The sequence below is a fragment of the Psychrobacter sp. I-STPA6b genome, from assembly GCF_020662265.1.
GTDB lineage: Bacteria > Pseudomonadota > Gammaproteobacteria > Pseudomonadales > Moraxellaceae > Psychrobacter.
On record NZ_VEWM01000063.1, the window covers coordinates 228,808 to 253,143 of the forward strand.

Sequence of the window (24,336 nt, forward strand, 5' to 3'; positions counted from 1 at the left end):
TATCATAGTAGCTATGATTAAAATACCCCCTTTAAAAAGTAACAGTGTACAAACCATTACCTAATAAAGAGGGCTAAAATCTTAAAAATAATTTTGACTAAGGTGTGTTGAACTTGGATACTCTAAGCCTTATTACATAAGGGCTAAGAAAGAATTTTGACAAAATCAACCAATAGCACTCTATCCCTTATAAATAAATAACTTAAATCATCAACGTTCAACAAACCCTATAAAACAATCGATTAGTTAATAACTAAACCAACTCTTTCACCGCCTCAACTACGGCATCGCTAGTAATACCAAAATGCTTAAACAAATCTTTGGCAGGGGCAGATTCGCCATAAGTGGTCATACCGATGACTTTGCCATCTAAACCAACAAATTTATACCAATAATCTACGTGCGATGCCTCAACAGCCACTCTTGCCCGTACTGCACTTGGCAATACCGATTCACGATAATCGCTATCTTGAGCCATAAACACTTCACAACATGGCATAGACACCACACGCACACCAACGCCTTGCCCGCTTAATGTTTCATAGGCTTGCATGGCAAGTCCCACTTCTGAACCTGTGGCAATGATAATCGCTTGTAGCTCACCTTGCTCTTTTGCTAACACATAACCACCTTTAGCAATATTAGCAACTTGCTCATTATCACGAGCTTGATGAGGCAAACCTTGACGACTAAAAATCAATGCCGATGGTGTATGAGCCGATTTAATCGCCTCAACCCAAGCCGTTGCCGACTCAACAGTATCACATGGTCGCCATGTGTGTAGATTTGGTGTGGTGCGTAGGCTGGTTAATTGCTCAACGGGCTGATGCGTTGGTCCATCTTCACCCAAGCCAATCGAATCATGGGTATAAACATGAATCACTCTCTGTTTCATCAATGCTCCCATACGCACGGCATTGCGAGCATATTCCATAAACATTAAGAAAGTCGCCACATAAGGGATAAAGCCACCATGCAAGGCAATACCATTGGCGATGGCAGTCATACCAAACTCACGTACCCCATAGAATATATAGTTACCTGAGGCATCATTTTGAATGCCTTTAGCGTCTTTAAATAAGGTCAAATTTGACCCTGCCAAATCCGCTGAACCGCCCATTAATTCTGGCAATAATGGCTGTAGCGTATTGATGGCATTTTGACTGGCTTTACGACTGGCAACATCTGCCCCTTCTGCTTGGCATTGCTCAATATAGGCTTGAGCTTTTTGCTCAAAGTCGCTTGGCAATTCACCATTTAGACGACGCAACAACTCTTTGGCAAGCTCTGGGTGGGCTTTTTGATATGCATCAAAATCTGCTTGCCAATTTTTTTGTAACACGTCCCCTTTTACTTTACCGTCCCACGCCTCATAAATATCTTGTGGAATTTCAAAGGGTTCATATTCCCACTCGAGCACTTTACGAGTTAGGGCAATTTCATCTGTTCCCAATGGAGCTCCATGAGAGCTTTCTGTACCTTGTTTGTTCGGGCTACCTGCTCCAATGATGGTTTTACAAATAATCAAACTGGGCTTGGCTGTCTCAGCGATGGCATTTTGGGTCGCTTGAACGATTGCCTCACTGTCATGCCCATCAATGCTTTGTACTTGCCAGCCGTAGCTTTCAAAACGCTGTTTGGTATCATCAGTAAACCAACCTTCTACCTCACCATCAATGGAAATACCATTGTCATCATAATAAAAAATCAGTTTGCCAAGTCCAAGTGTACCAGCCAATGAGCAAACCTCATGGCTAATACCTTCCATCAAACAACCATCACCCAAAAATGCATAAGTATGATGGTCAATGATGTTATGCCCTTCTCGGTTAAATTGAGCAGACAGTGTTTTTTCGGCAATGGCAAAGCCCACGGCATTAGCAATACCTTGCCCCAATGGTCCAGTGGTGGTTTCAATACCTGCGGTATAGCCGTATTCTGGGTGTCCGGGCGTTTTGGAATGCAACTGACGGAAGTTTTTTAAATCCTCAATACTGACATCATAACCTGTCAAATGCAGTAATGAGTAAATCAGCATTGAGCCATGACCATTTGATAATACAAAGCGGTCACGATTATGCCAGTTTGGGTCGGCAGGATTGTGCTTTAAAAACTTACGCCAGACAACTTCGGCAATGTCTGCCATACCCATTGGGGCTCCAGGGTGTCCTGAATTGGCTTGTTGTACCGCGTCAAATGATAGTACACGAATGGCATTGGCTAATCTACGTTGGCTAATTGGGGTTGACATGAGATATCCTATTATATGAGTTATAAAGTTAACAAGTAAGCATGCTTTATATATTTACAATCACAGACCAGACGTTAAATTCATATTGCAGACCCTATACATACAAAATGGTCAGATAAATTCCATCATATCCGCTAAAATATATATCACAAAATTTATGGCTAATAGTACCATAATTGTCTTTCTGTGGCAGAGGCATCGCTTTGACTTCAACATATTTTTTCATATAGTCACACATATGCAAGTATGCTAAATAAAAATACGAACCACACCCTATCTCTTCACTGTATCATATGGATACTAAAGGAAAATAGCATTTATGGAACTCATTACCTCAGATAAAAATCCAACTGTTAAGCTGGCTTCTGCATTATTATCACAATCTCGACAACGTAAAAAATCTGGACAAACCGTCCTAGAAGGCACACATCTGATTGATGCCGTGCTACGCACCCAAATACCTATCACACACATTTTATTATCAGAGTCGGCACACAGTCACACGGAAGTTCAACACTTACTTACGCGACTACCACATCAACCACCCATTTATACTCTAAGCAACCGACTTTACCAAAGTATTCGTACACTTGGCACAGGTATTGATATGATGGCTATCATTGACATACCTTCTCCCATACTCACACCATCACAAACAATCAATAAAGACTGCCTTATTTTAAATGACATACAGGATAACGGTAATGTTGGTACACTGCTCAGAACAGCAGCCGCCATTGGCATTGATACCATCTTATGCACCACTGGCACTGCTCAAGTATGGTCACCAAAAACCCTACGTGCCGGTATGGGCGCGCAGTTTAGCCTAACCATCTATGAAGGGCTACAAATTAGCGATATTCTTAATCATGTCAAAACACCACTATTTGCCACCAGCTCACATACAGATAACTTAATATATAAACAAGACTTAACTGCACCCATCGCATGGGTATTAGGGCATGAAGGACAAGGCGTGTGTGATGAACTTATGCAATGTGCCACCCCCATTGCACTACCACAGCCCAACGGGCAAGAGAGCCTTAATGTTGCCATTGCAGGTGCACTGTGTCTCTATGAAACTCTACGCCAGCGTAAATATGCCTCCAACTCATAAGAAGTATCAACAAAGCACTAAAAAAGCCCTCAGCACATAGACTGAGGGCTTTTTAACGCATCACTCACACTTTAAGAAGATAAGTGATGCAATTGTCTTAGCATACAATTACAGCTTACTGGTTAACTCTGGTACAGCATCAAACAAATCTGCTTCCAAGAAATAGTCAGCAACACTAGCAATCGGCGCTTCTGGGTCATTATTGATTGCAACAATCACTTTAGAGTCTTTCATACCTGCTAAGTGTTGAATCGCACCTGAAATACCCGCAGCAATGTACAATTGTGGTGCGACGATTTTACCAGTCTGACCAACCTGCATATCATTTGGTACATAACCAGCATCCACAGCAGCACGTGATGCACCAACAGCAGCACCCAGCTTATCTGCTAATGGCTCAATGTATTTTGTAAAGTTTTCACCACTTGCTAGAGCACGACCACCAGACACAACGATTTCTGCTGAGGTTAATTCTGGACGGTCAGATTTTGCTAACTCTTCACCAACAAATTTTGACTTACCAGCATCTTGAGCATTGTCCACAGCTTCAACTGTAGCACTGCCACCTTCAGCAGGCGCTGCATCAAATGCCGTTGTACGCACAGTTACGATGACTTTTGATTCGGTTGTTTTAACTGTAGCGGTCGCATTACCAGCATAAATTGGACGCTCAAATGTATTGGCATCAACAACTTTTGTAATATCTGAAACCATGCTTAAATCTAGTAAAGCGGCAACACGTGGCATAAAGTTTTTGCCTGTTGTTGTTGCAGCAGCAACGATATGGTCATAACCATCAGCCAAATCTTTTACTAATAGTGCCACATTTTCTGCTAACTGATGCTCATAAGCAGCATTATCTGCCAATAGAACCTTACTGACACCATCAACTTTTGCTGCTTCATCAGCAACTGCCTGACAACCAGAACCAGCAACCAATACGTGAACATCACCACCCATTTCTTTAGCAGCAGTGACTGTGCTTAAAGTCGCTTTTTTCAAGCTTGTATTATCATGCTCTGCATATACTAAAATTGCCATTGTTTTATCCTTTAAAATTTTATCATTGAGCGAATGATAAAGGGTATCTTATAAACACATCATATCTGGACTAATCTGTCTTTCTTTTACAATGATGTTGGTACCACCCTAAAATGTATCATCTTGCTCAAAATTAATTTAATGAGTAAATTACCAAACTTACAATATATAACCTATATATAACTTGCCATGCTATACGTATATTGGCTTAACTCGTTTATATACACTTAAAACTATAAAAGTTTAAATAACTTTTGCCTCATTTTTAAGCTTATCAATTAGCTCATCAACTGACGCAACTTTCACACCTGCAGAACGCTGTGCTGGTGGCTCAACTTTCAAAATCTCTTGTTTTGAAGTCATATCTACACCAAAGTCAGCTGGTGTTTTCTCATCTAATGGCTTTTTCTTTGCCTTCATAATATTAGGTAGCTTAGCAAAGCGTGGCTCATTTAGACGCAAGTCAGTCGTAATCACTGCAGGTAGACTTAACTCAACCGTTTGTAAACCACCATCAATTTCACGAGTTACTTGAACTTTATCACCTTCAACTTTGACTTCAGACGCAAATGTTGCTTGACCAACACCCATCAGAGCCGCCAACATCTGACCTGTTTGGTTGTTATCATCATCAATCGCTTGCTTACCTAACAAGATAACTTCTGTACCTTCCTGCTCAGCAATACCTTTTAGAATTTTTGCAACTTGTAATGGATAAGCTTTTTCATCTGTTTGCACCAACACACCACGGTCAGCACCTAATGCTAACGCGGCACGAATCTGCTCTTGTGCTTCTTTAGGACCAATAGATGCCACGATAATTTCATCAATCACGCCAGCTTCTTTTAAACGCACCGCTTCTTCAACAGCAATCTCACAAAATGGGTTGATTGACATTTTGGTATTGCTCAAATCCACACCTGAATTATCCGCTTTTACACGAACCTTTACGTTATAATCAATCACGCGCTTGACAGCAACTAATGCTTTCATACAGTCCTCTTTATTTTTTATAAATGGGTTAAGCCAAGTCTACATAGCGACTCATGTCTATACTCTAAATCATAAGATGAACAAACCATTTTTAGATTCATGTTATCTCATGACAGTCTATATACTATGAGTACAAGTAGCCTTCGCCAGTAACAACGAAATATATCTAATAATCCTATAATAGCAGTCTCTTGCCTTATATAAGTTACCAAATATGTAAAGATATTATAAATTTTTGCAGAATTATATTGATGTAGTGTCGTCTTGAGGTCAAGGCACAGCTGTGAATGAAGGGTCATAGATTTTAGAAGATAGATAGTTGATTCAAGATAATCCCGATACCAGTCAGCCAAATAAAAGTACAACCATCTTGACAAAAATACGTACTTTTGGTGGGAGTAGCAAAGTAAGCGCTTCTTATGGTATTGACTATATCTTGACTCTTGTTATCTTATTACCCATAGTCATAGGCAAAAACAAAATAGCTAAACAGTAATGACAACATAACCCTTTTATTTTAAACAGACTATAGCCATACATATATTATTCCATTTTTTCTTACTTATTAGTAATAGATTCATTTCTAGTTAAGCCATACATTATTAAAATATATTTTTTATTTAATAATACATGTTTTTTAATATCCCTTATAAAGAAAAAGCAACCTAATTAGATAGGTTGCTTTTCTTATTATACTTATAATATTTTTCTAGTTTGTTAATATATTAGCAAGAATTTTAATAAAAAGACCTGATAAAATAAAAATAACTATAAAGTCTTAGTTCAAATTATACTGGCTCGATTTGCTCAGCTTGTGGGCCTTTTTGACCTTGACCTAGAACAAATGAAACTTTTTGACCTTCAGCTAGGGTTTTAAAACCACTACCTTGAATTGCACTGTAATGAGCAAATACATCTTGTCCACCATCGTCTTGTGCGATGAAACCAAAACCTTTTGCTTCGTTGAACCACTTAACAGTGCCTTGAACACGTTCTGACATAACTTATCCTACAATACTAATTTGGGGGTTAAAAAATTTGGTCATTGTGATAAAGGTAAAAACCTTTAAAGGTAATCCCAAACTTCTTAGTGAAGTATAACAGCTTTCTGATAAATATCCCACAGTAATTGCAGGTATTTTGTAACTAATCGCCTTTTTTTCACCGTTCATAGCCATTTTTTAGTGTTTTTTGTAAAAATTTTATCAAAAAAACGTTTATCTCTTAATAACAACTTAAAAAGCTCTAAATATATGATAAAAAAGATAAAAAGCATCTTCATCCATCTTCTAATATCTTTTACATATAGTAAACCAATACTAGTACACAGCATTGGTTTAGTACAAATGTTAAGATTAGCTTCATAGTGACAAGTTTTTATGACTTCTCATTGCCAGTTGTCAGATAAGCCATCATAAGCCTGATATGGGCAACCAAGGTGTAGCTAGAACTAACAAACATAACAATAAAAAAATAAGGGAAAATGACTGACTATAAGCCACATAGCGCATGGGAATAACGAGATCTTCAGGAGAGTCTGGTACACCTTTTTTCCGGATTAACTTTGTACCATATATCCAACCAAAAATAGTATAGATGCTATAAGCCACTGGCACAGCAAGTGCTAATGATTGTAAGTTAAAGGCATAAAGCACCCACAATGAAACAAAAAACCAAACTGTATCTAGTATTGAACTAATATGAAAAAATGTTGATTTGGGCAGTTTGCCTGCTGTTTTTTTTAGCATCATGGACTCTGTCCATATCAACATAGCTATAACAGCACTTAAGAATATATAGGCAAACTCTGGAGTTAGCCAGTCTAAAGAAGTCAATGACAAAATATAATACCTTTTTCCAAACAATTTAAATAATAAAAACAGTAATAAAATGAGAGATATGCATAGCTATGTTGGGCTTTTTGATACAGTTTCAAGTTATTATGAAGCACCATCATTAAAAAACCCCAAGACTTGCGCCTTGAGGTTAGTAATACTTATCTAACAAAGATAGATTAATATATCTATCTCATAAGAACCATTAGTTCTTTTCTTTATCAATGATTTTATTACCACCAATCCATGGCATCATCGCACGTAATTTTTCACCTGTGGTTTCAATTTGATGCGCTGCATTATTACGACGACGTGCAGTCATTGAAGGATAGTTGCTCATACCTTCAGCAATAAACATTTTCGCATATTCACCAGATTGGATACGTTTTAATGCATGACGCATCGCTTTACGTGACTCTTCATTGATAACTTCTGGACCTGTGACATACTCGCCATACTCAGCATTGTTACTGATTGAGTAGTTCATATCAGCAATACCACCTTGATACATGAGGTCTACGATAAGTTTTAGCTCATGCAAACACTCAAAGTATGCCATTTCTGGTGCATAACCTGCTTCAACAAGTGTCTCAAAACCCATTTTCACCAATTCTACTGCACCACCACACAATACCGCTTGTTCACCAAATAGGTCAGTTTCAGTTTCATCTTTAAATGTGGTTTCGATGATACCAGAACGTCCACCACCCACACCAGCAGCATAAGATAGTGCAACTTGTTTTGCTTGACCTGAAGCATCTTGATAAACAGCGATCAAATCAGGGATACCACCACCTTTGGTAAACTCAGAGCGTACAGTATGTCCTGGTGCTTTTGGTGCAACCATAATAACGTCTAGGTCACTACGCGGAACAACTTGATTGTAATGAATCGCAAAACCATGAGCAAATGCTAGCGTCGCACCTTCTTTGATGTTTGGCTCAATCACATCTTCATACAATGCTTTTTGAAACTCATCTGGTGTCAAAATCATGACAACGTCTGCTGACTGTACAGCCTCTTCTACTTTGGCAACATTTAGTCCAGCATTTTCAGCTTTCTTCCATGAGCCAGAGCCTTCACGTAAACCAACAATAACATCTACACCAGAGTCTTTTAGGTTCAGTGCATGAGCATGACCTTGTGAGCCATAGCCAATAATGGCTACTTTTTTACCTTGAATGATTGATAGGTCACAGTCTTTATCATAATAAACATTCATTGTTTATATCCTTTTGTGTGAAAAAAAATAATATATTCAGTTTAATTTTAAGCTGCCATCTTATAAACCACAGCTTCGTTTACTATATGCTTAATGTGCGCTCACCACGTAAAATACCAATGACACCAGAACGTACCACTTCTAACACGCGGTCTTGTCCAATGACATCAATAAAACCATCTAGTTTTTCAGTATTCCCAATAATCTGAATGGTATACAAATTGGCTGTCACATCAACAATCTGCGCACGAAAAATATCAGCACTACGTTTGATTTCTTCACGTACATTTCCTGTAGCACGCACCTTGATAAGCATCAATTCACGCTCTACATGTGGGTTGTCCGTCAGGTTTATCACCTTAACGACTTCGATAAGCTTATGTAACTGCTTAGTAATCTGCTCAATTTTATCTGCTGAAGTATTGGTTGTTAAAGTCAGCCGTGAAATGGTGTTATCTTCAGTTGGCGCAACATTCAATGTTTCAATGTTATATCCGCGCTGAGAGAATAACCCAACTACCCGAGATAAAGAGCCAGACTCATTTTCTAAAAGAACAGAAATAAGATGTTGTTGCATTAGGTACGCTCCCCCTTGGCTAACCACATATCACGCATAGACTGACCAGCCACTTGCATCGGATAAACATGCTCATTACGGTCTACATAAACGTCAATAAAGACTAATTTATCTTTCATTGCCAGTGCTTCTGCCATTTGCTCTTCTAATTTATCAGGGTCAGTAATCTTCACACCCTTATGACCATAACTTTCAGCAAGTTTAACAAAGTCTGGCAAAGAGTTCATATAAGAATGCGCATGTCGTCCTTCATAAAGCATATCTTGCCACTGTTTTACCATACCAAGCTGAGCATTATTTAAGTTTAAAATTTTGACAGGCAAGTCATACTGGAAACAAGTTGATAGCTCTTGAATATTCATCTGAATAGAGCCTTCACCTGTGATACAAACAACATCACGCTGAGGGTTTACCAACTTGGCAGCCATGGCATATGGAAGACCAACACCCATCGTTCCTAAACCACCTGAATTCAACCATTGGCGTGGCTCATCATATTTATAATATAGCGCAGCAAACATCTGGTGCTGACCCACATCACTGGTGATGATTGCTTTACCATTGGTCAGTTTATATAAAGTCTCAATCACATGCTGTGGCTTCATACCATGCTCGGTACTGGTGTCATAACGTAGTCCATGACGCTTACGCCACTCATTAATCTGTGACCACCAGTCTAACAGTGCTGGTTGGTCTAATTCTTTATCACCAATTGCTTCTAGCATATCAGACAAGACGGATTTCACATCACCAACAATAGGCACATGAGAAGTCACAATCTTTGAAATTGTAGCAGGATCAATGTCAATATGAACGATGGTCGCATTTGGACAGAACTTCTTAACATTATTGGTCACTCGGTCATCAAAGCGTGCGCCAATAGCGATAATCACATCTGCATGGTGCATGGTCATGTTCGCTTCATAAGTACCATGCATACCTAACATACCAATAAACTGTCTATCTGAGCCTGGGAATCCACCCAACCCCATCAAAGTATTTGTTACTGGTAAATTCAAACGATGTGCAAACTCAGTCAGCTCTTTGCTGGCATTACTTAAAATAACGCCACCACCTGCATATAAAACAGGGCGTTTTGCACCCAAGATAGTATCCACTGCTTTTTTAATCTGTCCACCATGACCTTTTACTGATGGCTGATATGAACGAATATTAATCGCTTCAGGATACTGGTAGGGGAATTTTTCATGTGGCGCTGTGGTATCTTTTGGAATATCTATCACAACAGGACCGGGACGACCTGATTGTGCAATGTAAAATGCCTTTTTTATAATTGTTGGAATATCACTGGCATGACGCACTTGGAAGCTATGTTTTACAATGGGGCGAGAAACACCAACCATATCCGTTTCTTGGAAAGCATCATCACCAATCAAGTTGCTCGGTACCTGACCAGAAATCACAACCATCGGGATGGAGTCCATAAATGCCGTAGCAATCGCCGTGACGGTATTGGTCGCACCAGGACCTGATGTAGCCAGTACCACACCAGTTTTACCTGTTGTCCGAGAGTAGGCATCTGCCATATGACCAGCAGCTTGCTCATGTCGGACTAGGATATGCTCAATATCATCCTGCTTAAATAGTGCATCATAAATATGCAGTACTGCACCACCTGGATATCCAAAAATGTAGTCGACCCCCTCATCAATGAGCGACTGCACTAACATCTCTGCTCCAGAGAGCATAACGACATTATCTTGATTTTCCAAATCTGCACGCTTTTTCTCAAAATTGGCAGCAGCATCCGCAGTCTGCGTATGCCCTGTCATATTTGGGCTTTGGGTTGTTTGTGTCACTATCATCACCTATATAACGGTTGCACAAATATTAAGTTTTTATGGATTGCTAATGGTTTCTATCATTTTTCAGTCACAGCATATCCATAAGAAAATACCTAATATTAAGCAACTAAAAAAATTAAGATAGCTAAAATCATCTGAAAAACTACAGATAACTTTATCAGAATCATATTAATAGATAAAATCTACTAGTAATGATACCACTATCTGGTTGATGGTGGATTATTTTGAAAGGAAAGTGTGGGCTTATTTAAGAAACAATGCTTGGAATATGTCAATATTTCCAGAAGACCCCTATGAAAATAGAAGTAAGTAGGAAGATGATGCCTAACTTTTGTATGTAAGCTTATTATTAAAGTTACATCTTAATATTAAAATTATAGTTGTAACAAACAGCCTAAAACACACGTTATACTACGACAAAATGGTTTCAATAATAAGTATAAAAGCCATATATCATATTAGCTAGATTCTAAGTCATTGTAGACTGATAAGTCCAAACACCAAAAAATCTCATAGACTCCATAGGTGCTATCACAAAGAAATGTTATGCAAACAATTGTAGGTAAACAAAAGATGCGAACCAACATTTCAAGTTAATTTTACTACGATAAGCAAAATTAACTGACCAATCAATTCCCTTTATATTCAACGCTTTCTATTCTATTGTCAAGAAAAAAAACCATTTGGAATAGATAACTATATTTTATTAATACCCCAATCAGATAAACCAAACCTCATACTAGACTTCATATTCTTATATTTTATCCTTAATCTACAAAAAACAGGCTGATAAAAACCATATACAACTGATTTTTATACATCTATTACTCAAGTAAGTTTTTATCTAAGTTGACTATACCCAATAGTTTTATAAATATGCTACTATTCAACCATAATATCTAAAAAGTCAAATAGGTCTATATTCATGAAAATGAAAACTACACTCTCTAATATTTCTCATCGCATTATCGCACTGTCCATCTTTGCTTTAATAGGCAGTAGTATCTTTCCTGCACAAGCAGTCACCATTTACAAATCTGTGGGCGCCCATGGTGAAATCACTTACTCACAGTTCCCACCCAAAAGTGGTACAAATGTAACAGTTTTGGAGCTACGTGAAGATGGACGCACAGTTGACCAAGGTCAAATGGCTGGAAAAACCAGTATGGATGAAGACACAACCCAGCCCACAGCTGCTGAACAGCGCAATGCTGAGCTAGAAGCACAGTTAAAAGACCAAAAAGACAAAGAATTAGCAATGCGCTGTCAGAACCTTCGTAATAATTTGACCAACCTCAATGTTGGTGGTCGTATCTACGAGATGGATGAAAATAACGAGCGCAAATATTTAGATAGTCGTGAAATTGAAATCCGCCGTGAGCGAGTACAACAGGCTATCCAACAATATTGTAGTGGTCAAGCTACCTAGGCTCTATTGAACTTTCATTTCATCAGGCTAATATCTATAAGGAATACAACTAATTTTTACTTTCATGTAAAAACTGGCTAAATTTTTCCTATAAAGATAAATGTTCAACAGAGACTAAAACAAGTAACTTTGTATACGCTACTTAATACCAATACTCCCTTTCTATATTTACCTAATTTATAATTAGACGAAAGGGAGTAAGATGTTTTTCTTAATTTTTTTATCTACTTTTAGTAGTCAGTGTTTGCATCGTTTGGGCAATAGCATCTGGCATATCTTGCGCCTGTAACCCCCACTGCCCTCGATGACGTGCTACTGTATCACCAGCATAAGCATGAATCAGTACCGCTTGTAACAAACTTTTTTGCTCCACAGCTAAATCTGACTGCGCTAATAACCCTACTGCCAAGCCAGATAATACATCTCCCATACCTGCTGTTGCCATGCCTGCGTTGCCCCCCAAACACACATAACATTGAGCATCTGACCAAACTAATGAGCCAGCTCCTTTTAATAACCAGCTACCTCCTCCACACTTGGCTAAGGTTTGTATGGCTTTGATACGATTTTCTTCAACCTCCGACGTTGCCACTGCTAGTAACCTTGATGCCTCACCACTATGCGGTGTGTAATACACAGCATGAGTCTGTGCATGTGCATATAGCTTTGCCACAATAGCATGATTTTGTTGCCATAGTGACGCTAAGTGATACAGAGCATCAGCATCAATCAATATTGATTTTTTTGCCTCTATCATGGCATCAAGATAGTGCAAAAACAGCTCCGCACTCTGCTCATCTCTACCTAGCCCCATACCAATTGCAACTGCATCAACCTCAGCAATCATGCTCTTCACACCTGTCATATCACACAGATTCAAGCTCATTGCATTAGGTACACTAGCAATCAATGCCCCGTGAAACTGTGGATGGCACGCCACCGTGACTTTACCCACACCTACCGACAAAGCACTACTGGCTGATAAAATAACCGCACCACCCATACCTTGTGAGCCTTGAATACAGTTTCCCCCTATCATCAATACATGACCATAACTGCCCTTATGGCTGTCATGCTTTCGAGATAAAAGCTGTTTTGGAGCTGTATGTAGCCAGATAGCATCTGATAAATGATGTGTATATGGAACTAATGGAATATCAACAACTCTACCAGCATAATCCAACCCTGACTTAATATATAGTCCAACTTTGCGAGCTAACATACAGAGTGTCACATCAGCATGCACCGCAATCGACTCAAAAACTTGACCTGTACTTGCCAGTAACCCACTAGGAATATCAACGGCAATAACTGTATTATCTGCTGTCTTCTGTGTTAAATGATTTAACACCTCAATGGCTGTACGATAAGCATATTTAGGGATACGAGTCAAACCAATACCAAACATGGCATCAATATGCACACATGCTGTGCACTGTATCTGCTGGAACATCACATAAAGCATAGACAGTAGCTCAGTAAAGCTAACCTCTTGCTGTAGGCTCATCACCCCTACCTCATGCTGATAATGACCATGCTTCCATTGTAAGTCAGACTGTAAGTTAGAATCCTGACAGCTTGGCTGAGTACATTGCTGTTTTGAAGGCCGTTTTGACACTTGCACTTGACCTGCAAATCCTGCTAAATATCGTTGTTTCGCTTGTTGGGCAATTTCTGTATTTGCTTGAGCAACCTCAATAACCCGTACTTGCCAGCCAAAACATCTCAAATAATGAGCTATCAACCAACCATCACCACCATTATTTCCCGCCCCAACCCAGACAATAGCATACCTATTAACATCACTTCGCAACTGCTGATAATTTTGTTCAATCCAATATGCCCCTTGCCATGAAGCCTGTTTCATTAATGCAAATGGCTCATTACCCTGTGCAAACCACTGCTTTTCCATTTCATATATCTGCTCACTAGAAAATAAAGGAACCGGTTTCATTGGCTGAATAAACTCATGATTAACCGTCTTATATCTATTATCTGCTAAAGAATTTGAGTGATTCATCATTTTTATAGTCATAGTAAATATCCTACACAATATTGTTATATCAAAAACATCAGCCACAAAATGACAACCCTTTATCATTGGTATTTTGCCAAAACTAGCATATCATAGCGCTCACATAAACTTGAACTTAGACGTAATACCAAACACCTCATGCCAGACGCTTCAAATACTGCTAACACCCTAAATATCAACCCTTTTCAAAACATCAGTGATGTCACAGCTTGGATTCATGAGCAAGCTTTAGAGCTTGGCTTTGGTGACTGTGGCTTTATCAGTGTCCATAATCCAATTTTTGCCAAACAAATGCAGGGACTAAAAGCATGGTTAGAAAAAGGCTATCATGGACAAATGCAGTTTTTAGAAAATAATCATGATAAACGTGCCAACCCAGCCTTACTTGTTGAAGGTGCGCGTAGTATCATCAGTGTGCGTATGGATTATCTACAAGTTCCGCCTAAACCACGAAGTATCACCGATAATGACCGTCCTAACCATGCCATTATTGCCCGTTATGCACGAGGACGTGACTATCACAAAGTCATGCGTACCCGCTTAAAGCAACTTGCCAAACGTATCGAAGCCATGTTACCACAATGGCAACATCTACAAATTAATGCAGATAAGCCCTTTGTCTTCCGACCTTTTAGCGACTCAGCCCCTATCTTTGAACGCCCTCTAGCAGACTCAGCAGGTCTGGGCTGGACAGGCAAACACACACTATTAATCAACCGAAAAGCTGGCTCATTTTTTGTATTAGGTGAGCTGTTTTTAAGTTTAGAGCTACCAGAAGGCACACCCACCACAGCGCACTGTGGTAGTTGCCAGGCCTGTATAAATATATGTCCCACACAAGCCATCGTTGAGCCCTATCGCCTGAATGCCACAGCATGTATTTCTTACCTAACCATCGAATTAGATGGTAGTATTCCTGAGCAATATCGCCGACCTATTGGTAACCGTATCTTTGGCTGTGATGACTGCCAGTTAATTTGCCCTTGGAACCGCTATGCCAAAACAGCCACCATCTCTGATTTTGAACCAAGACATGGCTTAGATACAGCCACTTTGATAGAGCTCTGGCAATGGGATGAAGCACAGTTTTTACATGCAACCGAAGGCAGTCCCTTACGACGCACTGGCTATATAAACTTTATGCGAAATATTGCCATTGCTTTGGGTAATGCCCCTGCACAAACGCAATACATTGAAGCCTTAAAACAAAAAATAGGCATTCATAATGACATGTTAGATGAACATATTATCTGGGCGATTAATGAGCAAAAAGCCAAGCTAGCCCCATAAAAAATTAATCTAATCAAAATATTAACCGTATACTCTCCAATAAAATCACCCAATAAAAAAAGCATGATTTTGCAATCATGCTTTTTGCTCTATTGAATTTCACAATATTAAATGCTTTGCATGCAACAAAGCATCAATTAAGTAAAAATCTTAAGGCTTTGGAATACGCAATACTTGACCAGGATAGATTTTATTTGGGTCTGATAGCATTGGCTTATTGGCTTCAAAAATCTTCATATACTCATTTGCTGAGCCATATACTTCAGCAGAGATTTTTGACAATGTATCACCTGATTTAACTGTATACATAGTTGATTCAGGAGCATCATGCTCAATTTCAATATTATCAATTACCTTTGCAACATGCTGGACATTACCAATAGCAATAATGGCTTTTTCACGGTCTGCTTGAGTACTTGCTTTACCACTAATTTCAGCAGTATCTGTTGAACCATTATATTTTACTTTTAACTCTTTGATATCTAAGTTTTGTTGCTGAATACGCTTTAATAACAGGTTAGCAACAGATTGTGCAGAAGGCTCAGAAGCTTCGGGTGTCGTATTTGCAGAAGCATTAGTTTCTACATTTGCTTGATGTTTTTCATCATCTCTATTAAAAATCTTGTCACCGATATCTTTGGCAAAGCTAAAAATTCCCATAAATAATTCCTTAAAATTTAAAATTTGATATAGTTTGTGTGTTGAATGATAATCACTCACCAGCATACTAACATATAACTTTAGAAAAGTTAAAACTGTATTCTTAATTCTTATGCTGATATATTGAGTAATACTAAGACCGTCTCTAATATAACAGTGAATAGGTTGCAATTATATGAATTTCATAAGCAGTTTTGTTAACTTTATATAATAATATTATCAATATTATAAAGTATGTTAAGTTATACCTATCAACTACCCAAATAAATAAACATAAAAAAACCTGTAATCATATTGGAAAGACTTCCAACATCATTACAGGTATAAAGATATTTCAAGGTTAAACCACAAAGTGACTTAGTAATTCAACAGCCTAAAAATTTTGACTTATAGCTTATCTTTTACATAATCGATTGCTTTTTGCACAGTGGTAATTTCTGCTGAATCTTCATCTGGAATAGTAATACCAAAGTCATTTTCAAAAGACATGACCAACTCAACCAGATCCAAAGAATCTGCACCTAAGTCTTCCATAAAAGAAGCATCATTTTTAATGTCTTCTACATTAATATCCAACTGCTCAGCAACGGCAGATTTTACTTTCAACTCAATATCATTACTCATTTCTTTTCTCCATGTCAAAATGATGAAATATGTCTAACCATTTTATAAACTAATAGCTCTATAAACCAATAGTATACTGGCAGTTAAACTTTATTATCAAAAGTAGATTCATAGCTTACAAAATTATTGCTTTGCAAATCTACCCTTGGTGAAAAATATTACATTTCTGGTGATTATATCACCAAACCTGTAATTTAAAAACACGGTTTACACTTGTTCACATAACAACTATGAATATTATCATCCATAGATGATGGGTTCAATATAATTCTTTACTAAGTTAATCAAAGCCTATATATAAATAGCGATATACAACAGTCAACCATTCTCTACTCTCTATTGATTCGCTACTTCCCATCGACTACATATACATACCACCATTTACAGGAATAACTGCACCTGTCACATAGCTGGCTTCATCACTTGCTAGATAAGCAACCGCTGCCGCTACATCTTCAGGTTGACCTAAACGTCCTACAGGCACAGCATCTAGCATAGAGTTTAATAAACGTTCATCCAGCTCATCTGTCATATCTGTCTCAATTAGCCCTGGTGCCACACAGTTAATAGTGACCTGCCTAGAGCCAATTTCTCTTGCTAATGTACGACTAAATCCTTCTACACCTGCCTTTGTAGCAGCATAGTTAGCCTGACCTGCATTACCCATCTGTGCTACAACAGAAGTAATATTGATAATACGACCATGACGCGCTTTCATCATACCGCGCACTGCGCGCTTACTCATACGATAAATCGAAGTCAAGTTAGTATCAATTACCTGCTCCCATGTCTCATCTTTCATTCGCATTAATAAACTATCTTGTGTAATACCAGCATTATTTACCAATACCTGCACACTGCCATACACACTTTCTATCTCTTCAAATAGCTTATCAATCTGTGCCTGATCAGTCACATCCAGCTTACGACCAATACCACCTGCTTCGTGCAAATAATCATCAATGGCTTGAGCACCCTCTTCTGTGGTTGCTGTACCAATCACAAAATGACCTTCTTTTGCAAAGCGCTTTGCAATTGCTTTACCAATACCACGGCTAGCACCTGTAACTAACGTAATTGTACGGCTCATGACAATACCTCCATTAATTTTTCAAGGCGGGCAAGTTTATCTGTTGGATAACTGGTAATCGGTGTTTGTTGACGTTTGGATAAATTGCTAAGAACATTCCCTGCGCCACACTCTACTAACATGTTGACATGCTTTTGTGCCAGAGCCTCCATTGTTTGACGCCATTGCACTGGCTCACTTACTTGCTCAATCAACGCAGCTTTAATCTCTTGGCTCGTTTTATAGACTTTTGCACCATAGTTTTGAATCACAGGTATTTTAGGAAAATTAAATTCCACCTCTTTTAAAGACTCTGCCAATGCTGCACCCGCAGGTTTCATTAAAACACAATGTGAAGGGACACTAACTTTTAATGGAACAACCTTTTTACCCATACCTTGAACCTGCTCGATTAGGGCATCAACACCCACCACATTCCCTGCAACAACAACCTGACCTGGGCTATTAAAATTAGCGGCGCTTACAATTGCATCATCATTAGCACTCATGACCTGCTCACACACCACAGAAACTTGATTGTCTTCTAGCCCTAAAACAGCCGCCATCTTTGTTTCAATACCTTCAACAGCTGACTGCATAAACTGTCCACGCTGATAAACCAACATGACAGCATCTTCTAGGCTTAATGTACCAGCAGCACACAATGCACTATATTCCCCAAGAGAATGACCTGCCAATAACATTGGCTCAATCTGAGTATGATTTTCTAAAATCCGCCATATTGCCATACTTGCTGTTAGCAAAGCTGGCTGTGTATATTGTGTCATTGACAACCGTGACTCATCTTGGCAAATGTCCCATAAATCAAAGCCTAAACGCTCACTTGCCTGTCGAAAAGTCTGTTCAACTTCAGAGTAAACAGGCAACATATCAGATAACATAGAAACGGTCTGAGAACCTTGACCAGGGAAAACAACAGCAACTCGTTGTTTTTGTGTAGACACAGAAGAAGATTTCGCTTGCTTAATTGACATTGCCCCATTTCCTTATGTCTTGTATTGTAAATACAATATTGACTGACGTTATCAAAATCTATTTGGTTAGACGACAAACTCGACTATCACTAAATATATAAAATAAAAAAGCCAAGAATTGTATCTTAATCAAACTCTTTAAGACACATACTCTTGGCTTTACTTATCTGACCATGTTTAGATAAACTTAGTCGTCTTGGCTCACTTTAAACAACTGACGACCACGATAAAAACCATCTTTAGTCATATGATGACGGCGATGTTTTTCACCTGTTGTTGAATCTACGCTAAGCTCCGCTACAGTCATGTGGTGATGTGAGCGACGCATGTCACGACGTGAACGGCTCTTACGGTTTTGTTGAACTGCCATGATAAAGCTCCTATGCTTTGATAATGCTTTTATATTGATACTTCACACAAAGCTGTCCTATTAAGCTATCAGCATCGAGTAGCAAGATAAACTAACTTTGTCATCAGTATAATGATAAGTATTGCTAGCAGGCGCAAAACTTATCAACTAGAATCAATCTAAGTCAAGTAAACTTGCCATTATACGCATATTATTCACATTAATAAAGCCCACTGACCCATTCTTCTATGCTTTACCCTTTATTTTTTAACTCATCTTTCAATACTGCCAAAGCAGCAAATGGATTATCCGCTTCTTCCTCCTCAATCTCACCTACTTGCTCCACCACCATATCACAGTCATCATGCTTTGCAGATAAAGGCACATTCAACAACAGCTCATCTTCTATCAAATCAGACAGTGGTAACACTCTCTGATGATGCTTCGTTACCAGCACCTCATCTAACAGCACATAGTCTACCTCTTCATCTAACAAGCTACTTTGTGTTTCATCATATAACAATGCTAACCTTGTATCATAAGTAACATCAATCATCAATGGCTGTAAACAACGCTGACAACACACCCAAAGCTCACCAACAAAAGACATTTTCAGCCAGTTAACATTATCTTCTTTAACTAACTCACAAGTTAACTGAATAACCACCTGCTGATGTTCAGCATCAACCAACTCAACTAAACGAGGAAAGATGGCTGGCACAATATCACCTGACCATGAAAACCCAGACTCCTCCCACTTATCCAAAACAATACTTTTAGGCAAAGACTTAGCAACTGCTTGAGACGTCATATAAAATCCTAATATTTTAAATTAACAGCAAATTCACACTAACAACATACATCGCATCATCTTAATATCAGCATAGAAAGAAAGATAGAGACATAAAACGAAGCACACAAAAAATTAATAAATCAAGTAATAACAACATTTGCTTTAAATAGATAGCATATTACCCTAAATTTACTATAATACTGCTAAAACTTGATAACTCATCCCTTACTCTATGATAACACCTCTAGCTGATATGGACTTTAATACACTTAATATTCCCTACTTAATCCCAACACATTCTCAAAAAAGTGCCTATATCGAACAACACTACCCAGCACAAAAATACCAACAACAATGGCAAGCAGAATGGCAAAAGATTCATCACCCTGATACATACAATATATCCACTATCGAAGCAAAAGAAACATTATGGTTAATCAATGTATTTAACCAATTATTCCACTTTCAAAACGTCTGTTTAATCAAAGGCAATGATGAACCAGAATATTTTCCTGCAACCTCTACAAAACCAGCACAAATTGTCTTTGCCCATGGCTACTTCTCTAGTGCCTTACATGAAATCAGTCATTGGTGTGTTGCAGGAAAAAGACGACGCACTCTAACAGACTTTGGTTATTGGTATGCACCAGATGGACGCAATGAACAACAACAACGACAATTTGAACAAGTAGAAATCAAACCACAAGCCATAGAATGCTTATTAACCCGAGCTTGCCAACGCAAATTTAACACCTCGAAAGATAACCTTAATGCTGACTTTGACACCAGCCAAAGTACATTTGACCAAGATGTCTGGCATCAGGTCCATCATTACTTAAAATATCCTGAAGAACTACCAAAAGATGCTATATTACTAATTAATGTGTTACAACAAATTTGCCAAAGCAACGAAGCCTGATTTTTCTATATTTTTTCTACTTGGAGTCTAGCCACATGCATATTCTTTACACCCATCCAGATAATCCACAGCCACGACTTATCAAACAAGCTGTCGAAGCACTAGAGCAAGACAAACTTATTATTTACCCCACAGATACTAGCTACGCTTTTGGTTGCAAAATCGGTGCAAAAAATGCACTCAATAAACTCAAACAAATCCGCGAATTGGATGATAACCATCAATTTACTCTACTATGCCGTGACCTTAGTGAAATAGCCACATATGCTAGTGTCGACAATCAACAGTTTAAACTGCTTAAATCTCTAACACCAGCACCTATTACCTTTATTCTAAATGCAACCAAAGACGTACCCAAAAAGCTGGCCCATCCTAAAAAAAGAAGCATTGGTATCCGTATACCTAGCAATCCTATTGCTCAACATATACTAGAAAATATCAGCACTCCTATCCTTACCAGCTCATTAATATTACCTAACACCAATAACCAACAAGTACTTGATGACCCCTATGACATTGAAGAAAAACTTGGCAACTTAATTGATATTTTTGTCAATGTAGGTATTCAAACTACCAAGCTATCTACTGTCATTGATATGACTACAGATACAGCAACTGTCATCCGACAAGGTGCTGCAGATGTCAGTCAATTCTTATAAACGCATACTTATACGCTACTGTCTTAACCTAACTCTCAATAAAAAACCCCAGCCAAATTGGTTGGGGTTCTTTAGAACTATAGTATTTAGTCCAGAGCCATATAATTAACATCATATTGTTAATTATAAGCATCTAATCTAAATTACACTAGTCACGGTCAACAAGCTCTACATAGGCCATCGGTGCATTATCGCCATCACGATGTCCACACTTGATAATACGTAAGTATCCACCTGGACGCTCTTGGTAACGAGGACCTAGAGTACCAAATAATTTTCCTACCATATCTTTATTACGCATACGGCTAAATGCCAAACGGCGATTTGCCACAGTGTCTTCTTTTGCCAATGTAATCAATGGCTCGGCAACACGGCGTAGTTCTTTTGCTTTAGGTAATGTTGTTTTAATCAGTTCATGTTCAAACAAAGAGTTTGTCATGTTCTGGAACATTGCCTTACGATGGCTACTGGTACGACCCAGCTTTACTCCACTCTTACGATGTCGCATGGTCAAATATCCTTAAAATTTAACGGCTACGATAAGAGAAACGATCATCAACACGCAAGTCTGCTGGTGGCCAGTTTTCTAGGCGCATATCCAACTCTAAATCTTTTGACGCTAGTACGTCTTTGATTTCGGTTAATGACTTCTTACCAAGATTTGGGGTTTTAAGCAATTCTGTCTCAGAACGCTGTACCAAATCGCCGATATAGTAAATGTTTTCAGCTTTCAAACAGTTAGCTGAGCGAACCGTTAGCTCAAGGTCATCAACTGGGCGTAGTAGCACAGGATCAACCTCTTCTTTTTCTTTCACCGGTTCAGGTGCTTCTTCTGCTTCTAAATCTACAAAAATAGAGATTTGTTGCTGTAGAATTGTGGCTGCTTTACGAATAGCTTCTTCTGGATCAATCGTACCATTTGTTTCAAGCTCAATGATAAGACGATCTAGATCAGTGCGTTGCTCAACACGAGCATTTTCGACTTGATATGCTACTCTAGATACAGGGCTAAAGCTTGCATCTAATTTTAAACGACCAATAGCTTTGGTATCGCCATCTTCACGACGCTGGTTCGCTGGCTCATAGCCACGCCCCATTACCACACGAAGACGCATTTTTAGATGACCACGATCACCCAATGTACCCAAAACTAAATCAGGATTAATAATTTCAACATTATGTGGCAGATTAATATCTGCAGCAGTAATGACTCCTGGGCCTTGCTTATCTAAAGTCAAAAATACTTCATTTTGATCATGCAATGTAATTGCCAGACCTTTTAGATTTAACAATAAATCTAAAACATCTTCTTGCAACCCTTCAAGAGTAGAATATTCATGGTCTACTCCTTCAATCTCAGCTTCAATAACAGCTGCACCAGGTAAAGAAGATAAAAGAATACGGCGAAGGGCATTACCTAATGTATGCCCAAAGCCGCGCTCTAACGGCTCGAGCGTGACCTTAGCATTGGTTTCGTTAACCGTGTCCACGTTAATGGCATTCGGCGTTAGAAACTCTGTTGCATTCAGCATCATGATGTCACCTCGATTTATTAAACTAATTATATTAACGTCGTTTACTTAGAATACAACTCGACGATTAAGCTCTCATTAATCTCAGCTGGTAGATCAATGCGATCAGGTGCTTGTTTAAAAGTACCTTCCAGTTTTTTGTGATCAACTTCTAACCACTCTGGAATACCACGTTGACTAGCAAGCTCAATCGCATTTTTAATACGAAGTTGCTCACGAGCTTTTTCATGGACTGCAATGATATCACCATCTTGTAGCTGAATTGATGGAATGTTTACACGAACAAACTCATCACGACCAGCTTTCTTTACCATAATAGCACGATGGCTAACCAACTGACGAGCTTCTGCACGAGTTGAGCCAAAGCCCATACGATAAACAACATTATCTAGGCGACGTTCTAACATTTCTAGTAAATTTTCACCAGTTGCACCACGTTTACGTGCTGCTTCTTTATAGTAATTCGCAAACTGACGTTCTAAAACACCATACATACGTTTTACTTTTTGTTTTTCACGTAATTGGCTAGCATATTCAGAAGTTTTGCTGCGACTATTACCGTGTTGACCTGGCGCACGACCTGCTTTTTGTGTCTTAACGTCAAAAGGTTTTACACCAGACTTTAAATGTAAATCGGTACCTTCACGACGTGACAACTTTAATTTTGGACCAATATAACGGGCCATTGTTGTGTCTCCTTCGCTTGTATATTAAGCTTCGTCTTTAATTTTAGACGCGGCGCTTCTTCGGCGCGCGGCAACCATTGTGTGGAATCGGGGTTACATCAGAAATGCTGTTAATTTTATAACCCAATGCACCTAAGGCTCTTACCGCAGACTCACGACCCGGTCCTGGTCCTTTGACCAAAACATCGACATTCTTCACACCATATTCTTGAGCAGCTTTACCAGCTACTTCAGCTGCAACCTGAGCTGCAAATGGTGTCGATTTACGTGAACCACGGAAGCCTTGTCCACCAGCGGTGGCCCAAGCCAATGCATTACCTTGGCGATCGGTAATCGTTACAATGGTGTTATTAAAAGACGCATGAATATGGGCTACGCCCTCTGATACCGAACGACGTGCCGCTTTTTTACGACCACGGGTGTCTTTTGCCATC

The 24,336-nt window shown here is 38.8% G+C and carries 24 protein-coding genes; 5 read left to right on the forward strand and 19 right to left on the reverse strand.

Annotation, left to right across the window (positions count from 1 at the left end):
• Nucleotides 1-253: 253 nt before the first annotated feature.
• Complete coding sequence (gene tkt, locus FHK88_RS06225; protein WP_227429873.1) at nucleotides 254-2,251, reverse strand: transketolase; 1,998 nt, start codon at nucleotides 2,249-2,251, stop codon at nucleotides 254-256.
• Between the two features lie 319 nt (nucleotides 2,252-2,570).
• Between tkt and FHK88_RS06230 the strand changes: the two genes are divergently transcribed.
• Nucleotides 2,571-3,368, forward strand: a complete 798-nt coding sequence (locus FHK88_RS06230) for a TrmH family RNA methyltransferase (RefSeq protein WP_227429874.1) — start codon at nucleotides 2,571-2,573, stop codon at nucleotides 3,366-3,368.
• Nucleotides 3,369-3,476: 108 nt separating this feature from the next.
• Here FHK88_RS06230 and FHK88_RS06235 read toward each other — a convergent pair whose 3' ends face one another.
• From FHK88_RS06235 to FHK88_RS06265, 7 genes are all read right to left on the reverse strand, one after another.
• Nucleotides 3,477-4,409, reverse strand: coding sequence for an electron transfer flavoprotein subunit alpha/FixB family protein (locus tag FHK88_RS06235; protein WP_227429875.1), 933 nt, complete (start codon nucleotides 4,407-4,409; stop codon nucleotides 3,477-3,479).
• Between the two features lie 243 nt (nucleotides 4,410-4,652).
• On the reverse strand, nucleotides 4,653-5,402 hold the full coding sequence (locus tag FHK88_RS06240) for an electron transfer flavoprotein subunit beta/FixA family protein (protein WP_227429876.1): 750 nt from the start codon (nucleotides 5,400-5,402) through the stop codon (nucleotides 4,653-4,655).
• 788 nt (nucleotides 5,403-6,190) lie between these two features.
• Nucleotides 6,191-6,403: a cold-shock protein gene (locus tag FHK88_RS06245; RefSeq protein ID WP_227429877.1), complete on the reverse strand. Its 213-nt coding sequence runs from the start codon at nucleotides 6,401-6,403 to the stop codon at nucleotides 6,191-6,193.
• Between the two features lie 411 nt (nucleotides 6,404-6,814).
• The gene (locus FHK88_RS06250; protein ID WP_227429878.1) at nucleotides 6,815-7,243 is read right to left on the reverse strand and encodes a hypothetical protein; all 429 of its coding nucleotides are present in this window, start codon (nucleotides 7,241-7,243) and stop codon (nucleotides 6,815-6,817) included.
• Nucleotides 7,244-7,442: 199 nt separating this feature from the next.
• Nucleotides 7,443-8,459: a ketol-acid reductoisomerase gene (gene ilvC, locus FHK88_RS06255; protein WP_227429879.1), complete on the reverse strand. Its 1,017-nt coding sequence runs from the start codon at nucleotides 8,457-8,459 to the stop codon at nucleotides 7,443-7,445.
• 82 nt (nucleotides 8,460-8,541) lie between these two features.
• Complete coding sequence (ilvN, locus tag FHK88_RS06260) at nucleotides 8,542-9,036, reverse strand: acetolactate synthase small subunit (RefSeq protein ID WP_227429880.1); 495 nt, start codon at nucleotides 9,034-9,036, stop codon at nucleotides 8,542-8,544.
• Nucleotides 9,036-10,745, reverse strand: coding sequence for an acetolactate synthase 3 large subunit (locus tag FHK88_RS06265; protein ID WP_264480634.1), 1,710 nt, complete (start codon nucleotides 10,743-10,745; stop codon nucleotides 9,036-9,038). Before FHK88_RS06265 ends, ilvN begins: the two co-directional genes overlap by 1 nt.
• Nucleotides 10,746-11,787: 1,042 nt before the next feature.
• On the opposite strand from FHK88_RS06265, the gene FHK88_RS06270 reads away from it, so the two are divergent.
• On the forward strand, nucleotides 11,788-12,291 hold the full coding sequence (locus tag FHK88_RS06270; RefSeq protein ID WP_227429882.1) for a DUF4124 domain-containing protein: 504 nt from the start codon (nucleotides 11,788-11,790) through the stop codon (nucleotides 12,289-12,291).
• Nucleotides 12,292-12,511: 220 nt separating this feature from the next.
• Here FHK88_RS06270 and FHK88_RS06275 read toward each other — a convergent pair whose 3' ends face one another.
• Nucleotides 12,512-14,326: an NAD(P)H-hydrate dehydratase gene (locus FHK88_RS06275; protein WP_227429883.1), complete on the reverse strand. Its 1,815-nt coding sequence runs from the start codon at nucleotides 14,324-14,326 to the stop codon at nucleotides 12,512-12,514.
• A gap of 138 nt (nucleotides 14,327-14,464) precedes the next feature.
• Between FHK88_RS06275 and queG the strand changes: the two genes are divergently transcribed.
• Complete coding sequence (gene queG, locus FHK88_RS06280; RefSeq protein ID WP_227429884.1) at nucleotides 14,465-15,616, forward strand: tRNA epoxyqueuosine(34) reductase QueG; 1,152 nt, start codon at nucleotides 14,465-14,467, stop codon at nucleotides 15,614-15,616.
• A gap of 150 nt (nucleotides 15,617-15,766) precedes the next feature.
• Here the strand turns inward: queG and lysM are convergent, their stop codons facing one another.
• The 6 genes from lysM to FHK88_RS06310 form a co-directional block, all read right to left on the reverse strand.
• Complete coding sequence (lysM, locus tag FHK88_RS06285) at nucleotides 15,767-16,276, reverse strand: peptidoglycan-binding protein LysM (RefSeq protein ID WP_227429885.1); 510 nt, start codon at nucleotides 16,274-16,276, stop codon at nucleotides 15,767-15,769.
• A 387-nt stretch (nucleotides 16,277-16,663) separates the two neighbouring features.
• Nucleotides 16,664-16,900 carry an acyl carrier protein gene (acpP, locus tag FHK88_RS06290; protein WP_227429886.1) on the reverse strand — a complete coding sequence of 79 codons (237 nt, stop codon included), beginning with the start codon at nucleotides 16,898-16,900 and terminating at the stop codon, nucleotides 16,664-16,666.
• A 361-nt stretch (nucleotides 16,901-17,261) separates the two neighbouring features.
• Nucleotides 17,262-17,990 carry a 3-oxoacyl-ACP reductase FabG gene (gene fabG, locus FHK88_RS06295; RefSeq protein WP_227429887.1) on the reverse strand — a complete coding sequence of 243 codons (729 nt, stop codon included), beginning with the start codon at nucleotides 17,988-17,990 and terminating at the stop codon, nucleotides 17,262-17,264.
• Nucleotides 17,987-18,964: an ACP S-malonyltransferase gene (fabD, locus tag FHK88_RS06300; protein WP_227429888.1), complete on the reverse strand. Its 978-nt coding sequence runs from the start codon at nucleotides 18,962-18,964 to the stop codon at nucleotides 17,987-17,989. The genes fabG and fabD overlap by 4 nt, the downstream gene beginning before the upstream one ends.
• Before the next feature lie 187 nt (nucleotides 18,965-19,151).
• Entirely contained in the window at nucleotides 19,152-19,334 is a 183-nt protein-coding gene (gene rpmF / locus FHK88_RS06305; protein ID WP_227429889.1) for a 50S ribosomal protein L32, read from the reverse strand.
• Nucleotides 19,335-19,566: 232 nt separating this feature from the next.
• A complete protein-coding gene (locus FHK88_RS06310) occupies nucleotides 19,567-20,124 on the reverse strand; it encodes a YceD family protein (protein ID WP_227429890.1) in 558 nt (185 codons plus the stop codon).
• Between the two features lie 214 nt (nucleotides 20,125-20,338).
• Here FHK88_RS06310 and FHK88_RS06315 point away from each other — a divergent pair, with 214 nt between their 5' ends.
• Entirely contained in the window at nucleotides 20,339-21,025 is a 687-nt protein-coding gene (locus FHK88_RS06315; protein WP_264480627.1) for an elongation factor P hydroxylase, read from the forward strand.
• A 35-nt stretch (nucleotides 21,026-21,060) separates the two neighbouring features.
• Entirely contained in the window at nucleotides 21,061-21,684 is a 624-nt protein-coding gene (locus tag FHK88_RS06320) for an L-threonylcarbamoyladenylate synthase (RefSeq protein ID WP_227429891.1), read from the forward strand.
• Between the two features lie 148 nt (nucleotides 21,685-21,832).
• On the opposite strand, the gene rplQ is transcribed toward FHK88_RS06320, so the two are convergent.
• Genes rplQ through rpsK form a run of 4 tightly spaced genes read right to left on the reverse strand, consistent with a single transcriptional unit; the run spans nucleotide 21,833 to nucleotide 24,335 of the window.
• Entirely contained in the window at nucleotides 21,833-22,192 is a 360-nt protein-coding gene (rplQ, locus tag FHK88_RS06325) for a 50S ribosomal protein L17 (RefSeq protein WP_227429892.1), read from the reverse strand.
• Between the two features lie 19 nt (nucleotides 22,193-22,211).
• Nucleotides 22,212-23,219: a DNA-directed RNA polymerase subunit alpha gene (locus tag FHK88_RS06330; RefSeq protein ID WP_227429893.1), complete on the reverse strand. Its 1,008-nt coding sequence runs from the start codon at nucleotides 23,217-23,219 to the stop codon at nucleotides 22,212-22,214.
• A 41-nt stretch (nucleotides 23,220-23,260) separates the two neighbouring features.
• Nucleotides 23,261-23,902 carry a 30S ribosomal protein S4 gene (gene rpsD, locus FHK88_RS06335; protein ID WP_227429894.1) on the reverse strand — a complete coding sequence of 214 codons (642 nt, stop codon included), beginning with the start codon at nucleotides 23,900-23,902 and terminating at the stop codon, nucleotides 23,261-23,263.
• A 43-nt stretch (nucleotides 23,903-23,945) separates the two neighbouring features.
• The gene (gene rpsK / locus FHK88_RS06340) at nucleotides 23,946-24,335 is read right to left on the reverse strand and encodes a 30S ribosomal protein S11 (protein WP_227429895.1); all 390 of its coding nucleotides are present in this window, start codon (nucleotides 24,333-24,335) and stop codon (nucleotides 23,946-23,948) included.
• Nucleotide 24,336: the final 1 nt, after the last annotated feature.